Source organism: Vibrio hangzhouensis, from assembly GCF_900107935.1.
Lineage (GTDB): Bacteria > Pseudomonadota > Gammaproteobacteria > Enterobacterales > Vibrionaceae > Vibrio > Vibrio hangzhouensis.
Genome location: NZ_FNVG01000001.1, coordinates 63500 through 79089, shown reverse-complemented (window position 1 = coordinate 79089; position 15590 = coordinate 63500). Strand labels below are relative to the sequence as shown.

Here is a 15590-nt window from a genome sequence, read left to right as displayed (position 1 = left end):
TTCGAATGAAATTAGTGTGTCTTCTGACAACGAACCGTGGTTTATTATCCACTGAGTGACCATTGGGGCAGTTTTAAAGCTTTAAGTGTGTATCGCAAAGGTAATTTAGTTACTTAGTTACTGGGTGCTTAACGGTGCCTTTGTGGAGGCTTGAGCCGTATGCAGTGAAAGTTGCACGTACGGTTCTGAGGAGGGAGGCACCTGGCAACAGGTGCCGCCTATCCGACAGTGACGAGTCAGAGTTATCAGTTCTGACTAACCTTTGCCCCTATGCAATTTAATGTAATTGCTCAGTGGTAGATCGTGTCACTGAAATCACAGTACATTTCCTCATGGTTGGCGGGTGGTGCAGGAAAACTCCCAACTCTGTGCAAAAGCTGAGTTCTCAACAAGTGAGTCTAGTCTGCATTGTTATGCAAGTTCGCAGGAAAGCATAACTCACAACTGGACATCATTTTCTAGCTATATTCTCCCAAAAAATGTTGATTGAAATTAGCAGCTTAGGCGATTTGGACTTTAATCTACCCTTCAGATAACTTTTGTTATATCCAAATAGCCAGAGGTCACTACATCAGGAAATGAGCTGTGAGAATTTCCATTCGAGGATTTCCGAAATCAGGCGTTATACTGGATAAGAAAACTCATTGGGAGGAAGGAAGCTATTGAGTTTGAAATGATTAACTAGTACATGCTGAGACTAACCTGAATATGTTCGAGGTTGCGTGAAAAGGAGCTTAAAGTTTTCGGTACAAACAATGGCAGAAGAACAGAACTATTTCCCATAGTCTCTCAGCATTTTCTTTAGTAACTTATTAACGTCACGGGTTTTTTTGTTCCGCTTTGTCAGGTCATTTAAAGAAGTAACTTTTGGTTCTTCTTCAGATGTATCCGATGGATTATTTTGTTGATCGATGAGGTTTTGCAATGCAGGAAAGAGCATTCTTACCTCTTCACCCTCTGCCGTTCTTAAAAGTACCAGTTTGTCGGATTCAAACCTATCTATGGTTAGTTCACCATGTTTTTCTGATTGAACCACTTTACCCACCATCATTGAATCGGGTGGTACCGACCTGTCTGATACATCTCCGCTTCTCAACTTTGCTGAAGTTGTTGCGCGGATATTTCCTGTATTCTCGAACTCAACGATGATGGTGTAATGATTGTAGTAATCAATAACCGTAACATATCCATGTTTATCTGTTTTGAATCGGGCTCCTTTAGCAAGATAGCTTGGGGGCGTTTGTTTCTTCACGTTTTGTTCTCCAAGGGGATTATGACTTGCATTACAGGAATATTATCCATTCCAATATATATCATATGATCTTTTCCCAAAAAATCAGGATTGACTTATCTGAGCTTGTTGTATGCCCTTCAGCGCTTACTTAACTTATGATTCTGTCCGATGAAATGTGACAAATGTCGCTATTATCCGTGAAACTGTCCCGATAATGTCGAAATTATTAAGCTCAGGTATGCTCATTTTATCCGAGCACTCACAATTTTACAAAGCGTGATCATTATCGCAAGTAAAAAATTACCTTGCGACAATGATCACGTTCATGTGGGGGCTAGTCCCTTATCCTCTATGGCAGTGGTTTGCTCATCAGAGCAAATGATTCACCAATAAGAATTGAAACAAAACAGAGGTCGGGATAAGGCAATGAAGAAAATACAAGTAGTATGCGGCAACGGCTTAGGTACATCATTAATGATGGAGATGGCTGTAAAAGAAGTTATAACAAAGCTTGGAGTTGAAGCACAAGTCGACCACGAAGATTTATCTTCCTCTGCATCCAGCGAAGCAGATATATGGGTTGCAGCAACTGATATTGCAGTACAACTGAAAGATGCAGGAAAGATGAACATCATTAGTTTAGCGAATATTTTTGATAAAGCTGACATCGAAGCTCAGCTTAAAGAAATTATTAATTAAGGGGGTAGTAATATGAACTTTTTCCAGTTTATGCTTGGCCTTTTAAAAGAGCCTGCAATCATGGTTGGCCTTATAGCATTTGTCGGTCTTGTCGCTCAAAAAGCTGATATGTCTACCGTGTTAAAAGGCACCATCAAAACCGTAATGGGCTTCCTGATCCTAGGCTTCGGAGCAAGCGCATTGGTAGGGGCATTAAATAATTTTTCTGTTGTGTTTTCCGAAGCTTTTGGCGTCAGTGGTGTTATTCCGAATAATGAAGCTATTGTTGCCCTAGCTCAGGAAGCTTTTGGATATGAAATGGCTCTCATTATGTTCTTCGCTTTTGCCGTTAATATCATACTAGCTCGTGTTACTAAATTAAAATATATCTTCCTGACCGGACATCACACTATGTTTATGTCCATGTTAGTTGCAGTAATTCTTTCAACATCTGGTATGGACGGAACAATACTGGTCGTTATCGGCTCGCTTCTTGTTGGCTCGCTGATGGTTATCATGCCAGCTATTGGGCAATATTATACTGAGAAAGTAATGGGTACAGATCAACTTGCAATTGGTCATTTCTCAACATTCTCCTATGTAATCGCTGCTTATGTTGGTAGTAAGCTGGGTAATACAGAAAAAAGTACAGAAGACATACAAGTTCCTAAGAGTCTGATGTTCCTGCGTGACACACCTGTAGCTGTCGCGGTAACAATGAGTGTGTTCTTTTTAATTGCTTCTCTGTTTGCAGGAGGCTCATTTGTTGAAACTGTATCCGGTGGTCAGAACTGGTTTGTGTTTACCATTATGCAGTCACTTATCTTTGCTGGTGGTGTATACATTGTCCTTCAGGGCGTAAAAATGCTGATTGCTGAAATTGTTCCTGCTTTTAAAGGTATCTCTGACAACCTAGTACCTGGTGCAAAACCAGCTCTTGATTGCCCTATGGTTTTTCCAATGGCACCAAATGCAGTATTGATTGGCTTTCTTAGCTCATTTGCCGCAGGCTTGGTAGCCATGGGTATTCAGGGCGCACTTAGCTGGACAATCATTGTTGCAGGTGTTGTTCCTCATTTCTTTGTTGGTGGTGCTGCGGGTGTATATGGTAACGCAACAGGCGGTTTACGAGGCGCTGTTTTGGGCTCATTTGCGCAGGGGCTTTGTATCTCATTTTTGCCAATGATGCTGCTTCCGGTACTTGGTGGCCTTGGTTTAGAAGCAACTACATTTGCTGACTTTGACTTCGGTGTAATCGGCTTGGTTCTTGGATGGGCGGTATCATGAACCTATCTGAGCTAATAGGTCTTGATGGCATCATCATCGAAGAGCGCGATATGTCCGTTGATAGTGCAATAGATCTTTGCTGCTCAACCCTTGTTAAAAAAGGCAAAGTATCAGAAAAATATGCCGAAGCTATCAAGAACTCACATAAAGAGCTAGGGCCTTACTATGTTTTGGCACCAAAAATTGCAATGCCTCATGCACGACCTGAAGATGGTGTCATTGAAAAAGGCCTGCAGCTTACAGTATTCAGGCACGGGGTAGATTTAGAGTCTAAAGAGAACGGTAATGTTTTTATGGCGATTACCCTAGCGGCGGAAGACTCAAGTAACCATATTGAGACGATAATGCAGCTATCAGAGTTATTTCAAAACGAAGAGGATGTGGAAAGTATTATCAGCTCAAATTCGGCTAATGAGATATATGAGATCTTAGAACAGTACTGAAATTAGCTGTAACTCATATAAATAAACCATGCCCGTGCTCAATAGCATGGGCTTTTTTTCCAGCATATCTGTCAATCGGCAGGTTGGCCTACCATTTTCATTCTGTATGTATCAGAGGCACATGCTAAATCACAGCCTTATAGCTTTTAATGTCACATTACCCAAGTTTGGAGCAGCAATTTAGTAAACACGTTAACGGTTTAGGGAAGAAGCGCTTCAGGGGTTGTCCGTGTTTTGCATATTCAACGAAAAATCTTGCAAAAAGTGAATCTGACACCACAGATCTAGGATGAACGTTTATGCCCAATATCTTACAAAATGACGATCACGGTAATTGGCCGTCATTTTCGTTTTGAGATACTAGAAGTTATTCATTGGTTTCTAATTTAGAAAAGCACTGACAAACTTCTGTCCAGAGACGTGCCGAAGGGGCATGTAACGGAGAAATGCCCCATTTCGTGTTTCACTCTTCCTGAGTTGTCAAACTAAAGTCGAATTTTTGACTTACTTTATGTAATGTGGAAATCTCGATACCGCAACGTTTAGTGGAAAGGTGATTTGATAGCATGGAGAGTAAAATAAGGGACATTAGTCAGGACTATTGGACGAGCCGACTAACACCCTATCTGACGGTAAGAACAACTCGAGATAGTACTCAAGGTTACAAAGCCCATTACCATCCCGAGCTATCTATTGGGATTATGCTTGCAGGTCAAACGTGCTTGTCCCTTTACAGTTCCAATGTGCTATTAAATGAAGGTGATGTGATTCTTATTGAGCCTAATATGGTTCACGCCTGCAATCCTGTAGACAACACTCCTAGAAGCTACCGCATGCTTTACATAGATAATCAGTGGTGTTGCAATGCACTATCGAAGCTATTTGGCTACGAAGTGAAAAGCTTTAGAGTTGATCATATCTTGTTCTCCGACCAATCGCGTGAACTAGGTATTGAAAATTCAGTCTCGATGCTCATTAATCATGAATCACAGCATATCGCCTCATCAATCGAAAACTCAATACTCGATCTGTTAAGTCGATGCTGTTCACCTAGCATCGGTGACAATAATGATGACCTAGCATACAAAGTCAGAGATTTGCTTCTAAAAGACATTGAAAATGCTCCACAACTTGAAGCTATCGCCAACCAGCTTAGATATAGCCAAGAAACCCTGATCAGAAAGTTCAAAAGACAATTTGGGATAACTCCTAAATCATTTCTAAGCAACTACAGGGTCGAGAAGGCAAAGGTGCTTCTGAAGGGAGGTATGGAAATTACTGATGTCGCGAACGAGCTAGGCTTTTTTGACCAGAGTCAGTTACATCGCACCTTTGTGTCCTACACAGCGTCAACTCCGGGGCAATATCAATTGATTAAGTCAATTATCGACAATAATGATTAAACTGAGTACTGCATAGTAGTTGGGTGTTTTAAATGGATGCCCAAATATGTCGTACTCTACTTTTTTCCCAGTTGCATTTCCTGCACTGGCTATAGCTCATTTTCTAGCGTTATTAAGTCCTGGCCAAGATTTCTTCTTAATCGTTGCTCACTCCATTCGTCATAGGCTGCAAGGGAGCCGCTTCATTTGCTTAGGTGTTGCTCTGGGGAACGGGCTCTATATTGGAGTAGCGATATTTGGTTGGACCATAATTCGTGATAATCAGGCTATCTATCTGGTCGTTGAAGTAGTCGGAGGGTTATGGTTACTGTGGTTAGGCTATGCTTTGCTAAGAAGTAAAAAACGAAATACTGATTTAGATTTCGAACAGTTAGAAGTACCGTCGGTCCTAAAACAATTAGTGCTAGGTTTCAACTCGGCGATACTCAATCCAAAGAACGCCCTTTTCTATATGAGCTTGATGACAGTGATCCTGGGTAATGAAGTTACACTTACGCAGCAAGTGTCATGCGGAATGTGGATGTTTTTCGCGGTTTTAGTTTGGGATTTATTTGTCGCATCTATGATCGCGCAACCTAAGGTCCAAAGACCCTTATCAAATTATATTCACGTGGTAGAAAGAGCTGCTGGGTTAGTACTCTTCTTCTTTGGGCTCTCGTTGTTTATTGGTTACTTGCATTAGAAGTTTGGGCTTACCAGTGTCCAGCTTCGAGATAACTACTCCGGCTAGCTCAGATTTGCCCCATTCCAATTCAGAGAGGTGTTAGGCCGATAGATCTCGTTTCGATTTTGCCCTACATTTCTTGATATCAGGCTAGTAGCTAGTGATGCAAGAAATCTCCCAATTTCTTGCAAAAGTAGTGATTCTAACCAGTAATATTTGTTTGCCTAGTTATGTAAGTTCAATAAAAGACATAACTCGGTTCTGGGCAGAAAGTGTCAGTACCCTTGCTCTAATTCGCTCCTTTTCCAGAGCAAAAAAGAATATCCGCTAACTTGCATCCCCCCATGAAAGTTGGAGGATCCAAGAAGCTATCTCTTCAATTTTGGTTTGGTTGCCATTTAGTAGTCTGGTCATTAAACCACCAAGTAACAAAGCATACGCCTGATTAGCATTCTCTCTGCCTACGATTTTATTTAGCTCTGCTAGGAATTTGCTGTCAGCCATTTTTAGAAGCTTATCATTCGCTATATCTTGGCTGTCCCTATTTTTGACATAGTCCAGTAGCACCGTCATTTCGCCCTTAAAACGGCTATCCAAGGTTTTTATCAATTGGACTATAGCTTGCTTCTTGTCTCCAGGTAGAGCTGAAGTACTATCTACGCCATAAAGTGAGTGTGGCTCTAGCACAAACTCTGTACAGGCGGTAAATAACTCTTCTTTACTTGAAAAGTAATGATAAAGAGCGCTTTTGGACACACCCAATGCTTCTGCAATGCCTCGCATTCCTAATCCGTTCAGCCCGTGTTCTGAAAAAATATCAACTGCTTTGGTGATTAATTCATTACGGTATGCTTCTCGATCTACGATTTTTGGCATGGTTTCTCCCTTTTTAAAGTCCACTTGGACTATATTATCTTTTTCTTTAAAAGTCCACTGGACGATAAAAACCAAGATATAAAAGACCAGTTGGACTAAAAACTATTGACAAGATCAAAATTGATCGGCTAATCTTATTTAGACCGGATGGACTAAATAAGATTGCATTATTGCTCGACCGTAATAATTTCAAATGAAGGGGACAACATGACCAAAGATCAAATCACCATAAAAGATGCACCTATTAACTGGCAGTGCAACGGCAAGTTTAATTTCACAACAGGCTATGGTGCGACTAAAGCTGAGAGTGCAATTGCAAATTATGCTGCATTCATAGCACCAGCAATCCTATACTTTTTTGCGTGGAAAGAGCTTGATTGGAGTGTATTACAAATTATCGTAGCAGCCGTTTTAACCTTGGATATGATTGGTGGTGTGCTAACAAACTCGCTTGGTTCAATGAAGCGGTATCTTTATACCGACCAAAACCTAGATGTTAATTGGCTGGGAAAACTGGTTAGAAGTAAATTCCTATTCCCAGCTATCCATTTTCAATTGTTTGCGATTCCACTGTGTTTTGACATCGCATGGTCTTATGCCTTCTTTTGGTATGGCATGATGATGGCATCAATTGTATTTATTCATTTTACACCTTTGTACCTACAACGCCCTGTCGCGTTGTTGATCGTAATACTATCGATCATTCTTGCTCCGCTTATCCCTTCCCCTGTCGGTCTTGAGTGGATAGCTCCAATTTTCATGATTAAGTTAGTACTTTCTCATGGCGTAAGAGAAGAGCCGTACCGCCGAACATTAGCGGAGTAATTAGCCGTAGAAGGTAAGGAAAGTATGATGACGACATCGAAAAAGGTTTTAGTTGTGGGTGCGACTGGCTACTTAGGCCTGTATATCGTTAAGCAACTACAAGAGCGTGGACAGGACTTTGTTGCGCTGGCTCGCAACAAACAAAAGTTACTAGTAAACGGGGTAAATGAAGCACAGATTATTGAGGCGCAAGTTACTAACCAGCAACAACTTGAAGGCATTTGCAATGATGTCGATGTCGTTATCTCTTGCTTAGGTATTACTCGACAGCAAGATGGTTTGAAGTATATGGATATCGACTACCAAGCCAATCTAAACGTTCTGCTAGAGGCTGAAAAAGCAGGAGTTGAGAAATTTATCTATATTTCAGCGCTCAATGCGCCAAAATATTCCAATATTCGCATGTTGAGAGCTAAGGAAAGGTTTTCTACCCATCTACTCAGCTCAGAAAGGCTACAACCATGCGTTATTAGACCAAATGGCTTCTTCTCTGATTTGGAAGAAATCTATCACATGGCAACCAAAGGTAGTGTTTACTTGTTTGGCTCTTCATCGATAAAGTTAAACCCAATTCATGGTGAAGACCTCGCTGCATTTTGTATTGAAGCTATTCATTCTAACTTGAAAGAACTAGACATAGGTGGCCCTGAAGTATTAACAACTACTCAGATTGCACAGTTTGCTTTTGAAGCACAGTATAAAGACGTGAATATTGTCCGATTACCTGACTGTCTAAGGCGTTTAACTTTGTGTTTAATGAAACACCTACCTGAGAAATGGGGTGGTGCTGCTGAGTTTTTCTTAACTGTTATGGGAAATGACTTTATTGCTCCAACCTATGGAGAGCGTAAAATTAGGGATTACTATGCAGAAGTATTTACGGTGGTAAACAAGCCATGATTATAAAGAGTCTTAAGAAAGTCTAAAACGTTTCGGGGCAAAAATATTTCAGAGATGAGCGATGTACTGAATGTTCTCTTGCAAGTTCTGCATAAAGTAATACTGGTAACGCAAATCACGAGTGAAAGCTTTTGTCCAGAATCTTCCATCCACGGCACTATGCAAATAGTGCCGTTTTGCTATTTAAGCAGTACAAAAAATTATTCGTATGTTGCTAAATTAGTAAAACGCCTGACAAACTTCTGTCCAATAGCGAGTTAATTTAATCACTGGTCGCTTGGCACATTCTAGTCGCGACCGACCAGCGGTCATAAGATCGAATATGAGCTGCCGACCTAATTATCTTCGGAACCGCTCAACTTATTGATAAGCTCTTGCCTCTCCTCTTCACTCAATTTTGCAATCAAGCAAGCTAACTTGGCAGAGCTTTCTTCCTCACAAAAGAAATAATTCAAAGGGACGCCAAGCTCGTCAGCAATGAGCTTTAGAGTCTGTATGTCAGGAGCGTGTTTGCCTTTCTCATACTGATTCATTCTGGCACTTGCCGAACCCTCATCCATACCTATTCTCACTCCCAAGGATTTTTGGGAGAGGTTAGCTTTTTTACGTGCTTCTTTGAGTCGCGCTGGGATTGGGTTAGTAAATGACATTTTCGGTTCATGTGTGAAAACCTACAGTAACTAAGATTTTCTTAGTTTTATCGATTTCTGTATACTAAGCAATCCTTAGTTTTTTTGTTCTACAAGAGTTGTAAATGAAACGTTCGACGAAAATCAGTGCGATTATGCACAAGTTATTGATTGAAAAAGGTATGGATGGTTTTTCGGTTATTGAACTACGCGACGCCTCTCTTTCTGTTTGTGATCTTAGGAAGGTGCCTGATGAGGCAAGAAAAATACTCTACAGACAAATCCTTCGTTTTGTGAGTAACGGTTGGCTTGAAAGTGAGGGAGAAGGACGAGATAAAAGATACTTTCAAACGGATTTGTTTCGCTCTCTTAATGTGAAACCCAAAGCAGAACGGAAGAATGCCTCCTCTACAGCTAAACCCACTTCAGATTACTCGGTATTGCGCCATGAGCGAAACCAGTACAAAGCTGAGTTAGAGATTGTTCTGGGTGAGATCGACGAGTACCAATCGCTCAATCGTCGTTTCCCTGAACTGGAACAGAGGCTCAATCCAATGTTGCAGCAAGCGAGAAATCGCTCAGCACATCTATTTGGTAGAGTTAACGTACTAACCAACGTAATTAACACCATCTTTTCGGATGTTGCCGAATGTTGAGGAAATGGCAGCAAGAATGCTCTGAAAGAGCGTTACAAAACTACAAAAACATGCAACACCACTTTTTTTGCCAAGCCACTCCAGGAGCAGGGAAAACAGTATTGGCGGCACATATTGCTTCCAGATTGTTGAAGGATGACATGGTAGATCTTGTTTTGTGTTTTTCACCTTCGCTAACGGTATCAGATGGGATAAAAAGAACCTTTTCAGCAGTCCTCAATTGCACTTTTAATGGTGGGTTGGGTTCGATTGGGCAGTCGCTTACTTACCAATCTATTCAATTTCTCAGCGAAGAGTTTTGGCAGACACTACGTAACTATCGAGTATTTGTTGTGTTTGATGAGATACACCATTGCTCTGGCTCCGAGTATGAGAAAGCGAACGTTTGGGGACAACAGATCCTTACCAAGATTCAAGGACTGGCTACCTATACATTAGCGCTTTCAGGTACACCTTGGCGTTCAGATGCATTACCGATAGTGATAGCGCGGTATAGCGACCCCGATGGGCAGATCTTGGTCGACTATCAATACACTCTCAAACAAGCCGTCGCTGACCATGTATGTAGAGCACCACGAATTGTACTCGTAGACAATGAACACTTGTCGATAACTAGCGACGGAAAAGAAGAATCGTTTTCATCGATTCTAGAGATGTTAAAGCAGACTAAAGCTCCTTATCGGAGCGTAATTCAAAATGAAGAAGCTATGGAATATCTGCTTGGACTTGGTTGTAGAAAGCTAGCGGAGATACGTACTCAAAATCAGAATGCCGGAGGGCTAGTCGTTGCTTCTTCTGTTCAACATGCCCAAGAGATTAAAAAGATACTTTTGCATAAGTATCAACAAACTGTTTCTATCGTGACCTATCGTCATGAGGCCCCTTTAGCTGAGATTGAACGTTTTCGGAAGAATAGTACTCAGTGGATAGTCAGTGTTGGGATGATTAGTGAGGGTACGGATATACCAAGGCTTCAAGTTTGTTGCCATATCAGCTCGGTTAAAACAGAGCTCTACTTTAGGCAAGTGCTGGGGCGGATTCTACGAGTGAGTCATGCCTCGCACCAACAGGCTTGGTTATTCACGTTCGCAGAGCAAAGCTTGATAGAGTTTGCCGAGAGGATAGAACAAGATATTCCAGAATCTTGTATGTTCACTAATGCAGGCACTCCTGGAACTTTCGCAGCAAGTGAATCAGGACGAGAGGAAGTTGCTAAAGACCTCAATATTGGTCTCGTAAGCAGCAATGCTGGCTTGAGATGGAATGGTGCTGCTGACCTCGGTAGTATGGTAAATGGTGTTGCTAGCCTTGCTTATGAGGTTCAGTTTAGTGGGTTCAAACAGCGCATCATTTCAGCGTTTCAAACAGCTTAATAATGGATAAATGTGAGCTATTTAGTTTGCGTTTTATCGTTGAGACTCAAATGCAACCCGCTAATCGTCTTGTTAATACAGTGTCCGAAAAGATATCACATCACGTGGTAGTAGTTTTCTTCCACCTTTGGGCGTAGTTAAAGTGTTGCTGATTCGAAGTTGTACACAATATACCTCAACCAACAGTCAGCACACCAACCCTAATGATAAACCTGCTCCGTCTCCATCTTATGCACCCACCCGACGAAACGCACAGCTTCTTCCAAGACTGTAGTATCAAAGTTCACCGACATATCCGTGTCAGCCATTGCAATCAAAAACAGAATGTCGAGATCAGAGAGCCCATTGACCAGGTGCCAATCTATTTCATCCGATTCGTACTTTTTGATAGCTTTTCGCAAAAGGGTAAAAAGCGGGGGGAGTTGCTGTTTCGTGACCAACTCCGCCATATTGACCAGCGATAGTAGTAATAGTTTCGTATACATGAGAACCAATCTATCAGACTATCTAACAAAATTAGTTTGGAAAAAGTATGACCTTGTGTGACGTCGGCCGAGATTAGTAAACTGCTCCGCTCAGCATGGCTCTTCCGTGGCTATTGGATTATAATTAAACTGTATATATAACCAGTATTGAGTGTATGTATAAGTCAATTCACATAGTTAGATCCTATCGCGTCGACAGGATAAACGAACATGGACCGATTGGGCACAATCGACATAATGATGGAACGGTAGAAGCTTTGCTCAAGAACGGCAAAACGTTTGCCGTTCCCTTTGGTGGCTTTATTGAAGGTAGTAATTTAGTTGGCCTGAAAAGGGTAAAGCTACTCCATATCCGCTACCTCTGCGACGACGAACAGGCACTAATACCAAGTTATCAGATACCGAAAAATCATTACTTGGTTGGAGTTTTTCTTGAATGCAAGCTTTATGTCTTGCTTCTTGATGGTCAGCCAAAGCACTTTCTTGATAACAACGCTGATTTTGACGGAAAGAACAATGTGGTTAGGTTGATATAAGATGTCCGGTGTAGAACAGGTTTTCTCATGGTTGACTCGGTTTCTAGGGCAAACCTTACGTTATGGCAAGTAACTCAGTGCGCCATAAATTTATTAATCCACCATGGTATGTGATCATTAACATGCAGAAGCACTTTCTAAATCAAATGATAAGGATTCAAACTTCAGTGAATTTGAAAAAGCTCGATAAGTTGGGGGCGGATTATAATAACTTTGATCCTAGTATAGAACGTTCTGTTAGGTGCACATGGGCCCTACATATGTATATGCAACATGTATTTCGTGCAAAGCTTTCAGATTCACTTGTTCAAGAGATCAACAGAGTTAATGAGACTTTGGGGGTCACAGTACAGAGCATTGATTTAAATGACTACAAACATGACTTTACGACATCAGAGACTCTCAATAGATTGATTGAGGAAAATGAATATCCTAAGTTCTTATGGATTTACGGTATGGATGCTTTAAGAAACTCCCATTTTTCAGGTTGGTTACGTTCTAAGTTAGCCGTGAGAGCCACCAAAAACCTGAGAGTGGTTTTTGTTGCTGATTCTCAAGAGGATTATCGGGAGGTTTTTTGTGACCAGAGAGCTCGCTTTTATCAATCTACGATACCGCTTCACATACATACTAGTGACTAACACTGCACAGAAGCGAGACAGACCGAATTGGTTGTTCCGAAAGCAAGGAAAGGTCTGACTCAGAGCCTTCACCGTCGATGATTTCTAACCAATCGCTGCCCCAAAATGAGTTTCAAGCAGTATCAGAGCAAATAACAGAATTATGGTTTTTGAGTACTTAAGCTTTTTGGGGCAAAAAGTAGACCAACCCCTATTCACTTTGATCTGGGTCAGCACGCTTGCTTAATCGCCTCCACCAACTTCACTAACTCTGCTTTGACCTCATTGGTTAGCTCAAAGCCCATGTTGATTCTTAAGCAATCATTATAAAGCGATAGCGTGCTGAACAGTCTTCCCAAGCGAATATCAATTTGATTCTTTGCCATCAAGGATTCGAACTTTTCCGAGTCCAGATCGGGTACTTGTAACCAAAGCACCATTCCCCCTTGAGGGTTACTGATGTTGACCTTCTCAGGCAAACGCTCGGTAAGAAAACCAAGATAAGCCTGCCTCAAATTAAGCAATTTAGTGCGGCGACGTTTTAGCTGCTTGGCGTAGTGCCCTGATTCGATAAAGTCTGCAATACCAAGCTGAGTTGGCAGAGACACACCAAAGCTTGAAGCGGTATGTTGCTGACGATAACGTTCAATATAGCACCCAGGTAGACACCAGCCTAAACGGTAGCTAGGCGATAAACTTTTCGACACTGAACCACACCACAAGATGTAGCCGCCTTGGTCATAATACTTGGCTGGCAGTGGTGTATGCTCGGCGTAAGAGAGCTCTAGATAGACGTCATCTTCGATGATAGGCACTTGGTACTGATTGGCAAGCTCAGCCAACGTTTGCTTTTGCTGGGCTGACATAGTGATCCCTTGTGGATTCATGTGAGAGGTACAAAAAATGCCTGCTTTGACACTACTTTGCTTGAGGTGAGATTCAAGCTGAGCCAAGTCGATGCCGTCTTCCAGTGATGGGATCTCAACAATCTTGCGACCCATTTGACCCAGTAAATCCAAAATACCGCTAAAACACGGCGAGCTAATCGCTATCGCATCCCCCACTTGGGTACACGATTCTAACGCAGACTTAATCGCAGGCATGCAACCAGAAGTGATGACCAACTCAGCTGGGTTAATATGCAGTCCACGCTTGGCAAAATGGACACTCAGCGCATCTCGCAAAGACGGTTCACCTTGAGTATTGGGGTACTGATTGAGTCGGCTATTACCTAAACGCTTACTGGCTCGGCGAAAGCTGCGCTCTAATTCATTCAACGCTTGTTCATCAATATCCGTGCTAGAGACGCCAAGCGGCCCATTATATTCAGAATGAATCGCAAAGCTTTGGTCAACGCTCGAAACCTTACTGATGAATGGCACGATTTGCGGCGTTCGATGTTGGCTTTTACGAGCCGACACGTAATAACCCGCTTGAGGGCGAGCATGAATCCACCCTTGTGATTCCAGTTCTTGGTAACAGCGTACTGCCGTAGACATGCTCACCGACTGCTGTTTTGAAATCTGTCTAAGTGAGGGCATACGGCTACCTTGTGGCAATTTACCTGACTCAATTTCACGAACAAACTGGCTCGCCATCGTTCTGTACATACTCATAAGCGAAAACTGTACTTCTTTTTTATTAAAAAATTGTATCTGTACCTATAACTGTACTCAAGTAATAATATTTTTCAACAATAAGGGAGTACAGTTATGATACGAAACGATTTATTTTTAGCGGTGCTAGTAATGGCGATTTGGGGGTTCAACTTCTCGATGATTAAAATGGGCATTACCGAAGTTCACCCACTATTAGCAACGGCAGCAAGGTTCTCATTCGCTGTTTTACCAGCGCTCTTTTTTATTCGCAGACCAAGTGTGGCTTGGCGCTACCTCATTAGCTACGGCATCGTATTTGGCGTGGGTATTTGGGGCATGGCTTCTTGGTCAATTACAGCTGGCCTTTCTTCAGGCATGTCATCGGTTTTACTCTCATCGAATGCCTTAATCAGCATGGCAGTAGGCGTTTTCATCCATAAAGAGATGGCATCAAAACGTAAGGTCACAGGTGCAATTACGGCTCTGGCTGCTCTACTGATTTTGGCTTACGCCACCAATGGCAACATTACCCCTCAAGGCCTGGCACTCATTATGATTGCCGCAACGTGTTGGACGATCATGGGTATGATCGTGAAAGCATCTAAAACCACTCAAGCTTTTGCTTTTAATGTTTGGGGGATGTTGTTTGCGCCAGTTCCGCTGGTACTGTTTGCGGTCAGTATGCATGGCCCGAGCATCGTAACCCATGCCTTTGACGTTTGGGATACTAGCACAACCATCGCCGTTGGATTTCAAGCTTACCCAACCACGCTATTTGGTTACTGGGTATGGAACCGTCTGCTGATCCGCTACCCACTAAGCATGACAGCACCACTGACTTTACTTGTTCCTGTGTTTGCGCTGATATCAGGCTACTTCATGTATGACGAAGTGCTCAGCGTAGCTCAAATCATGGCTTGTACGCTGTTTCTGATTGGTATTGGCTTAATCGTGAAACCAGCTCAACCACAGAGCTCAGTAAACGCTAAGCCAGTAACTCAAAGTTAACATTGCCTCGTACGTGCCGAAGCTGTCAACAAGAAAGGTGGGGGCGGGTCTTTCCTTTTGCCCTACCTAATCTTATCCGAAAGCTAGCCAACTCCGAGAAAACGTAACAAGCTTTTGTCCAAAACCTTGCTAAAGCGATGGCGTTTAAGCAAAGGGTGAAGAGCTGCGAATGAGGAGTAACGAGGTGTTTTCATCAGGATATAGAAAGTAACTTTCTTACCGTTAGAGCGGGGCCAAATTCGTTGATTCACGAAATTATCAATTTATGGTTGTTTTTGCTGATATCAACATATGGTTGTTTTTCTGGTAAGCTTCTGATTATAAATGAATTATAAATATCAATTTAAGGTTGTTTCAACAGTTCGTTTGTAAAAA

17 protein-coding genes are annotated in these 15590 nt (G+C 42.0%); 12 read left to right on the top strand and 5 right to left on the bottom strand.

Going from position 1 to position 15590, the window contains the following annotated elements; all coding sequences use genetic code 11:
* Positions 1-772: 772 nt before the first annotated feature.
* Entirely contained in the window at positions 773-1252 is a 480-nt protein-coding gene (locus C4S60_RS00350; RefSeq protein WP_103878332.1) for a hypothetical protein, read from the bottom strand.
* 408 nt (positions 1253-1660) lie between these two features.
* Here C4S60_RS00350 and C4S60_RS00345 point away from each other — a divergent pair, with 408 nt between their 5' ends.
* The 5 genes from C4S60_RS00345 (at position 1661) to C4S60_RS00325 (ending at position 5727) form a co-directional block, all read left to right on the top strand.
* Positions 1661-1933, top strand: coding sequence for a PTS sugar transporter subunit IIB (locus C4S60_RS00345; protein ID WP_103878331.1), 273 nt, complete (start codon positions 1661-1663; stop codon positions 1931-1933).
* 12 nt (positions 1934-1945) lie between these two features.
* Positions 1946-3199, top strand: coding sequence for a PTS ascorbate transporter subunit IIC (locus C4S60_RS00340; protein ID WP_103878330.1), 1254 nt, complete (start codon positions 1946-1948; stop codon positions 3197-3199).
* Entirely contained in the window at positions 3196-3642 is a 447-nt protein-coding gene (locus C4S60_RS00335; protein ID WP_103878611.1) for a PTS sugar transporter subunit IIA, read from the top strand. Before C4S60_RS00340 ends, C4S60_RS00335 begins: the two co-directional genes overlap by 4 nt.
* 566 nt (positions 3643-4208) lie before the next feature.
* On the top strand, positions 4209-5045 hold the full coding sequence (locus C4S60_RS00330) for an AraC family transcriptional regulator (RefSeq protein WP_103878329.1): 837 nt from the start codon (positions 4209-4211) through the stop codon (positions 5043-5045).
* A gap of 46 nt (positions 5046-5091) precedes the next feature.
* Positions 5092-5727 carry a LysE family translocator gene (locus C4S60_RS00325; RefSeq protein ID WP_103878328.1) on the top strand — a complete coding sequence of 212 codons (636 nt, stop codon included), beginning with the start codon at positions 5092-5094 and terminating at the stop codon, positions 5725-5727.
* A 309-nt stretch (positions 5728-6036) separates the two neighbouring features.
* Here C4S60_RS00325 and C4S60_RS00320 read toward each other — a convergent pair whose 3' ends face one another.
* Complete coding sequence (locus tag C4S60_RS00320; protein ID WP_103878327.1) at positions 6037-6585, bottom strand: TetR/AcrR family transcriptional regulator; 549 nt, start codon at positions 6583-6585, stop codon at positions 6037-6039.
* A 207-nt stretch (positions 6586-6792) separates the two neighbouring features.
* Here C4S60_RS00320 and C4S60_RS00315 point away from each other — a divergent pair, with 207 nt between their 5' ends.
* A complete protein-coding gene (locus C4S60_RS00315; protein ID WP_103878326.1) occupies positions 6793-7410 on the top strand; it encodes a hypothetical protein in 618 nt (205 codons plus the stop codon).
* Between the two features lie 27 nt (positions 7411-7437).
* A complete protein-coding gene (locus tag C4S60_RS00310) occupies positions 7438-8310 on the top strand; it encodes an SDR family oxidoreductase (protein ID WP_103878325.1) in 873 nt (290 codons plus the stop codon).
* Positions 8311-8645: 335 nt separating this feature from the next.
* Here C4S60_RS00310 and C4S60_RS00305 read toward each other — a convergent pair whose 3' ends face one another.
* Positions 8646-8960 carry a helix-turn-helix domain-containing protein gene (locus tag C4S60_RS00305; protein ID WP_103878324.1) on the bottom strand — a complete coding sequence of 105 codons (315 nt, stop codon included), beginning with the start codon at positions 8958-8960 and terminating at the stop codon, positions 8646-8648.
* A gap of 104 nt (positions 8961-9064) precedes the next feature.
* On the opposite strand from C4S60_RS00305, the gene C4S60_RS00300 reads away from it, so the two are divergent.
* Complete coding sequence (locus C4S60_RS00300) at positions 9065-9595, top strand: hypothetical protein (RefSeq protein ID WP_103878323.1); 531 nt, start codon at positions 9065-9067, stop codon at positions 9593-9595.
* Entirely contained in the window at positions 9589-10968 is a 1380-nt protein-coding gene (locus C4S60_RS00295; RefSeq protein WP_103878322.1) for a DEAD/DEAH box helicase, read from the top strand. Before C4S60_RS00300 ends, C4S60_RS00295 begins: the two co-directional genes overlap by 7 nt.
* Positions 10969-11168: 200 nt before the next feature.
* On the opposite strand, the gene C4S60_RS00290 is transcribed toward C4S60_RS00295, so the two are convergent.
* Positions 11169-11453 carry a hypothetical protein gene (locus C4S60_RS00290; protein WP_103878321.1) on the bottom strand — a complete coding sequence of 95 codons (285 nt, stop codon included), beginning with the start codon at positions 11451-11453 and terminating at the stop codon, positions 11169-11171.
* 155 nt (positions 11454-11608) lie between these two features.
* Here C4S60_RS00290 and C4S60_RS00285 point away from each other — a divergent pair, with 155 nt between their 5' ends.
* Together C4S60_RS00285 and C4S60_RS00280 are read left to right on the top strand one after the other, a co-directional pair.
* Complete coding sequence (locus C4S60_RS00285) at positions 11609-11989, top strand: hypothetical protein (protein WP_103878320.1); 381 nt, start codon at positions 11609-11611, stop codon at positions 11987-11989.
* 167 nt (positions 11990-12156) lie between these two features.
* Complete coding sequence (locus C4S60_RS00280) at positions 12157-12630, top strand: hypothetical protein (RefSeq protein ID WP_146060827.1); 474 nt, start codon at positions 12157-12159, stop codon at positions 12628-12630.
* 209 nt (positions 12631-12839) lie between these two features.
* Here C4S60_RS00280 and C4S60_RS00275 read toward each other — a convergent pair whose 3' ends face one another.
* Entirely contained in the window at positions 12840-14225 is a 1386-nt protein-coding gene (locus C4S60_RS00275; protein WP_103878318.1) for an aminotransferase-like domain-containing protein, read from the bottom strand.
* Positions 14226-14321: 96 nt separating this feature from the next.
* Between C4S60_RS00275 and C4S60_RS00270 the strand changes: the two genes are divergently transcribed.
* Positions 14322-15215, top strand: coding sequence for an EamA family transporter (locus C4S60_RS00270; protein WP_103878317.1), 894 nt, complete (start codon positions 14322-14324; stop codon positions 15213-15215).
* Positions 15216-15590 lie beyond the last annotated feature (375 nt).

Bases quoted from the DNA above. Each gene is read 5' to 3' on its own strand.
- C4S60_RS00340 (WP_103878330.1), top strand. From the start codon at position 1,946: ATGAACTTTTTCCAGTTTATGCTTGGCCTTTTAAAAGAGCCTGCAATC.
- C4S60_RS00335 (WP_103878611.1), top strand. From the start codon at position 3,196: ATGAACCTATCTGAGCTAATAGGTCTTGATGGCATCATCATCGAAGAG.
- C4S60_RS00320 (WP_103878327.1), bottom strand. From the start codon at position 6,585: ATGCCAAAAATCGTAGATCGAGAAGCATACCGTAATGAATTAATCACC.
- C4S60_RS00310 (WP_103878325.1), top strand. From the start codon at position 7,438: ATGACGACATCGAAAAAGGTTTTAGTTGTGGGTGCGACTGGCTACTTA.
- C4S60_RS00275 (WP_103878318.1), bottom strand. From the start codon at position 14,225: ATGAGTATGTACAGAACGATGGCGAGCCAGTTTGTTCGTGAAATTGAG.
- C4S60_RS00305 (WP_103878324.1), bottom strand. From the start codon at position 8,960: ATGTCATTTACTAACCCAATCCCAGCGCGACTCAAAGAAGCACGTAAA.
- C4S60_RS00295 (WP_103878322.1), top strand. From the start codon at position 9,589: ATGTTGAGGAAATGGCAGCAAGAATGCTCTGAAAGAGCGTTACAAAAC.
- C4S60_RS00300 (WP_103878323.1), top strand. From the start codon at position 9,065: ATGAAACGTTCGACGAAAATCAGTGCGATTATGCACAAGTTATTGATT.
- C4S60_RS00330 (WP_103878329.1), top strand. From the start codon at position 4,209: ATGGAGAGTAAAATAAGGGACATTAGTCAGGACTATTGGACGAGCCGA.
- C4S60_RS00285 (WP_103878320.1), top strand. From the start codon at position 11,609: ATGTATAAGTCAATTCACATAGTTAGATCCTATCGCGTCGACAGGATA.
- C4S60_RS00325 (WP_103878328.1), top strand. From the start codon at position 5,092: ATGTCGTACTCTACTTTTTTCCCAGTTGCATTTCCTGCACTGGCTATA.
- C4S60_RS00345 (WP_103878331.1), top strand. From the start codon at position 1,661: ATGAAGAAAATACAAGTAGTATGCGGCAACGGCTTAGGTACATCATTA.
- C4S60_RS00270 (WP_103878317.1), top strand. From the start codon at position 14,322: ATGATACGAAACGATTTATTTTTAGCGGTGCTAGTAATGGCGATTTGG.
- C4S60_RS00290 (WP_103878321.1), bottom strand. From the start codon at position 11,453: ATGTATACGAAACTATTACTACTATCGCTGGTCAATATGGCGGAGTTG.
- C4S60_RS00315 (WP_103878326.1), top strand. From the start codon at position 6,793: ATGACCAAAGATCAAATCACCATAAAAGATGCACCTATTAACTGGCAG.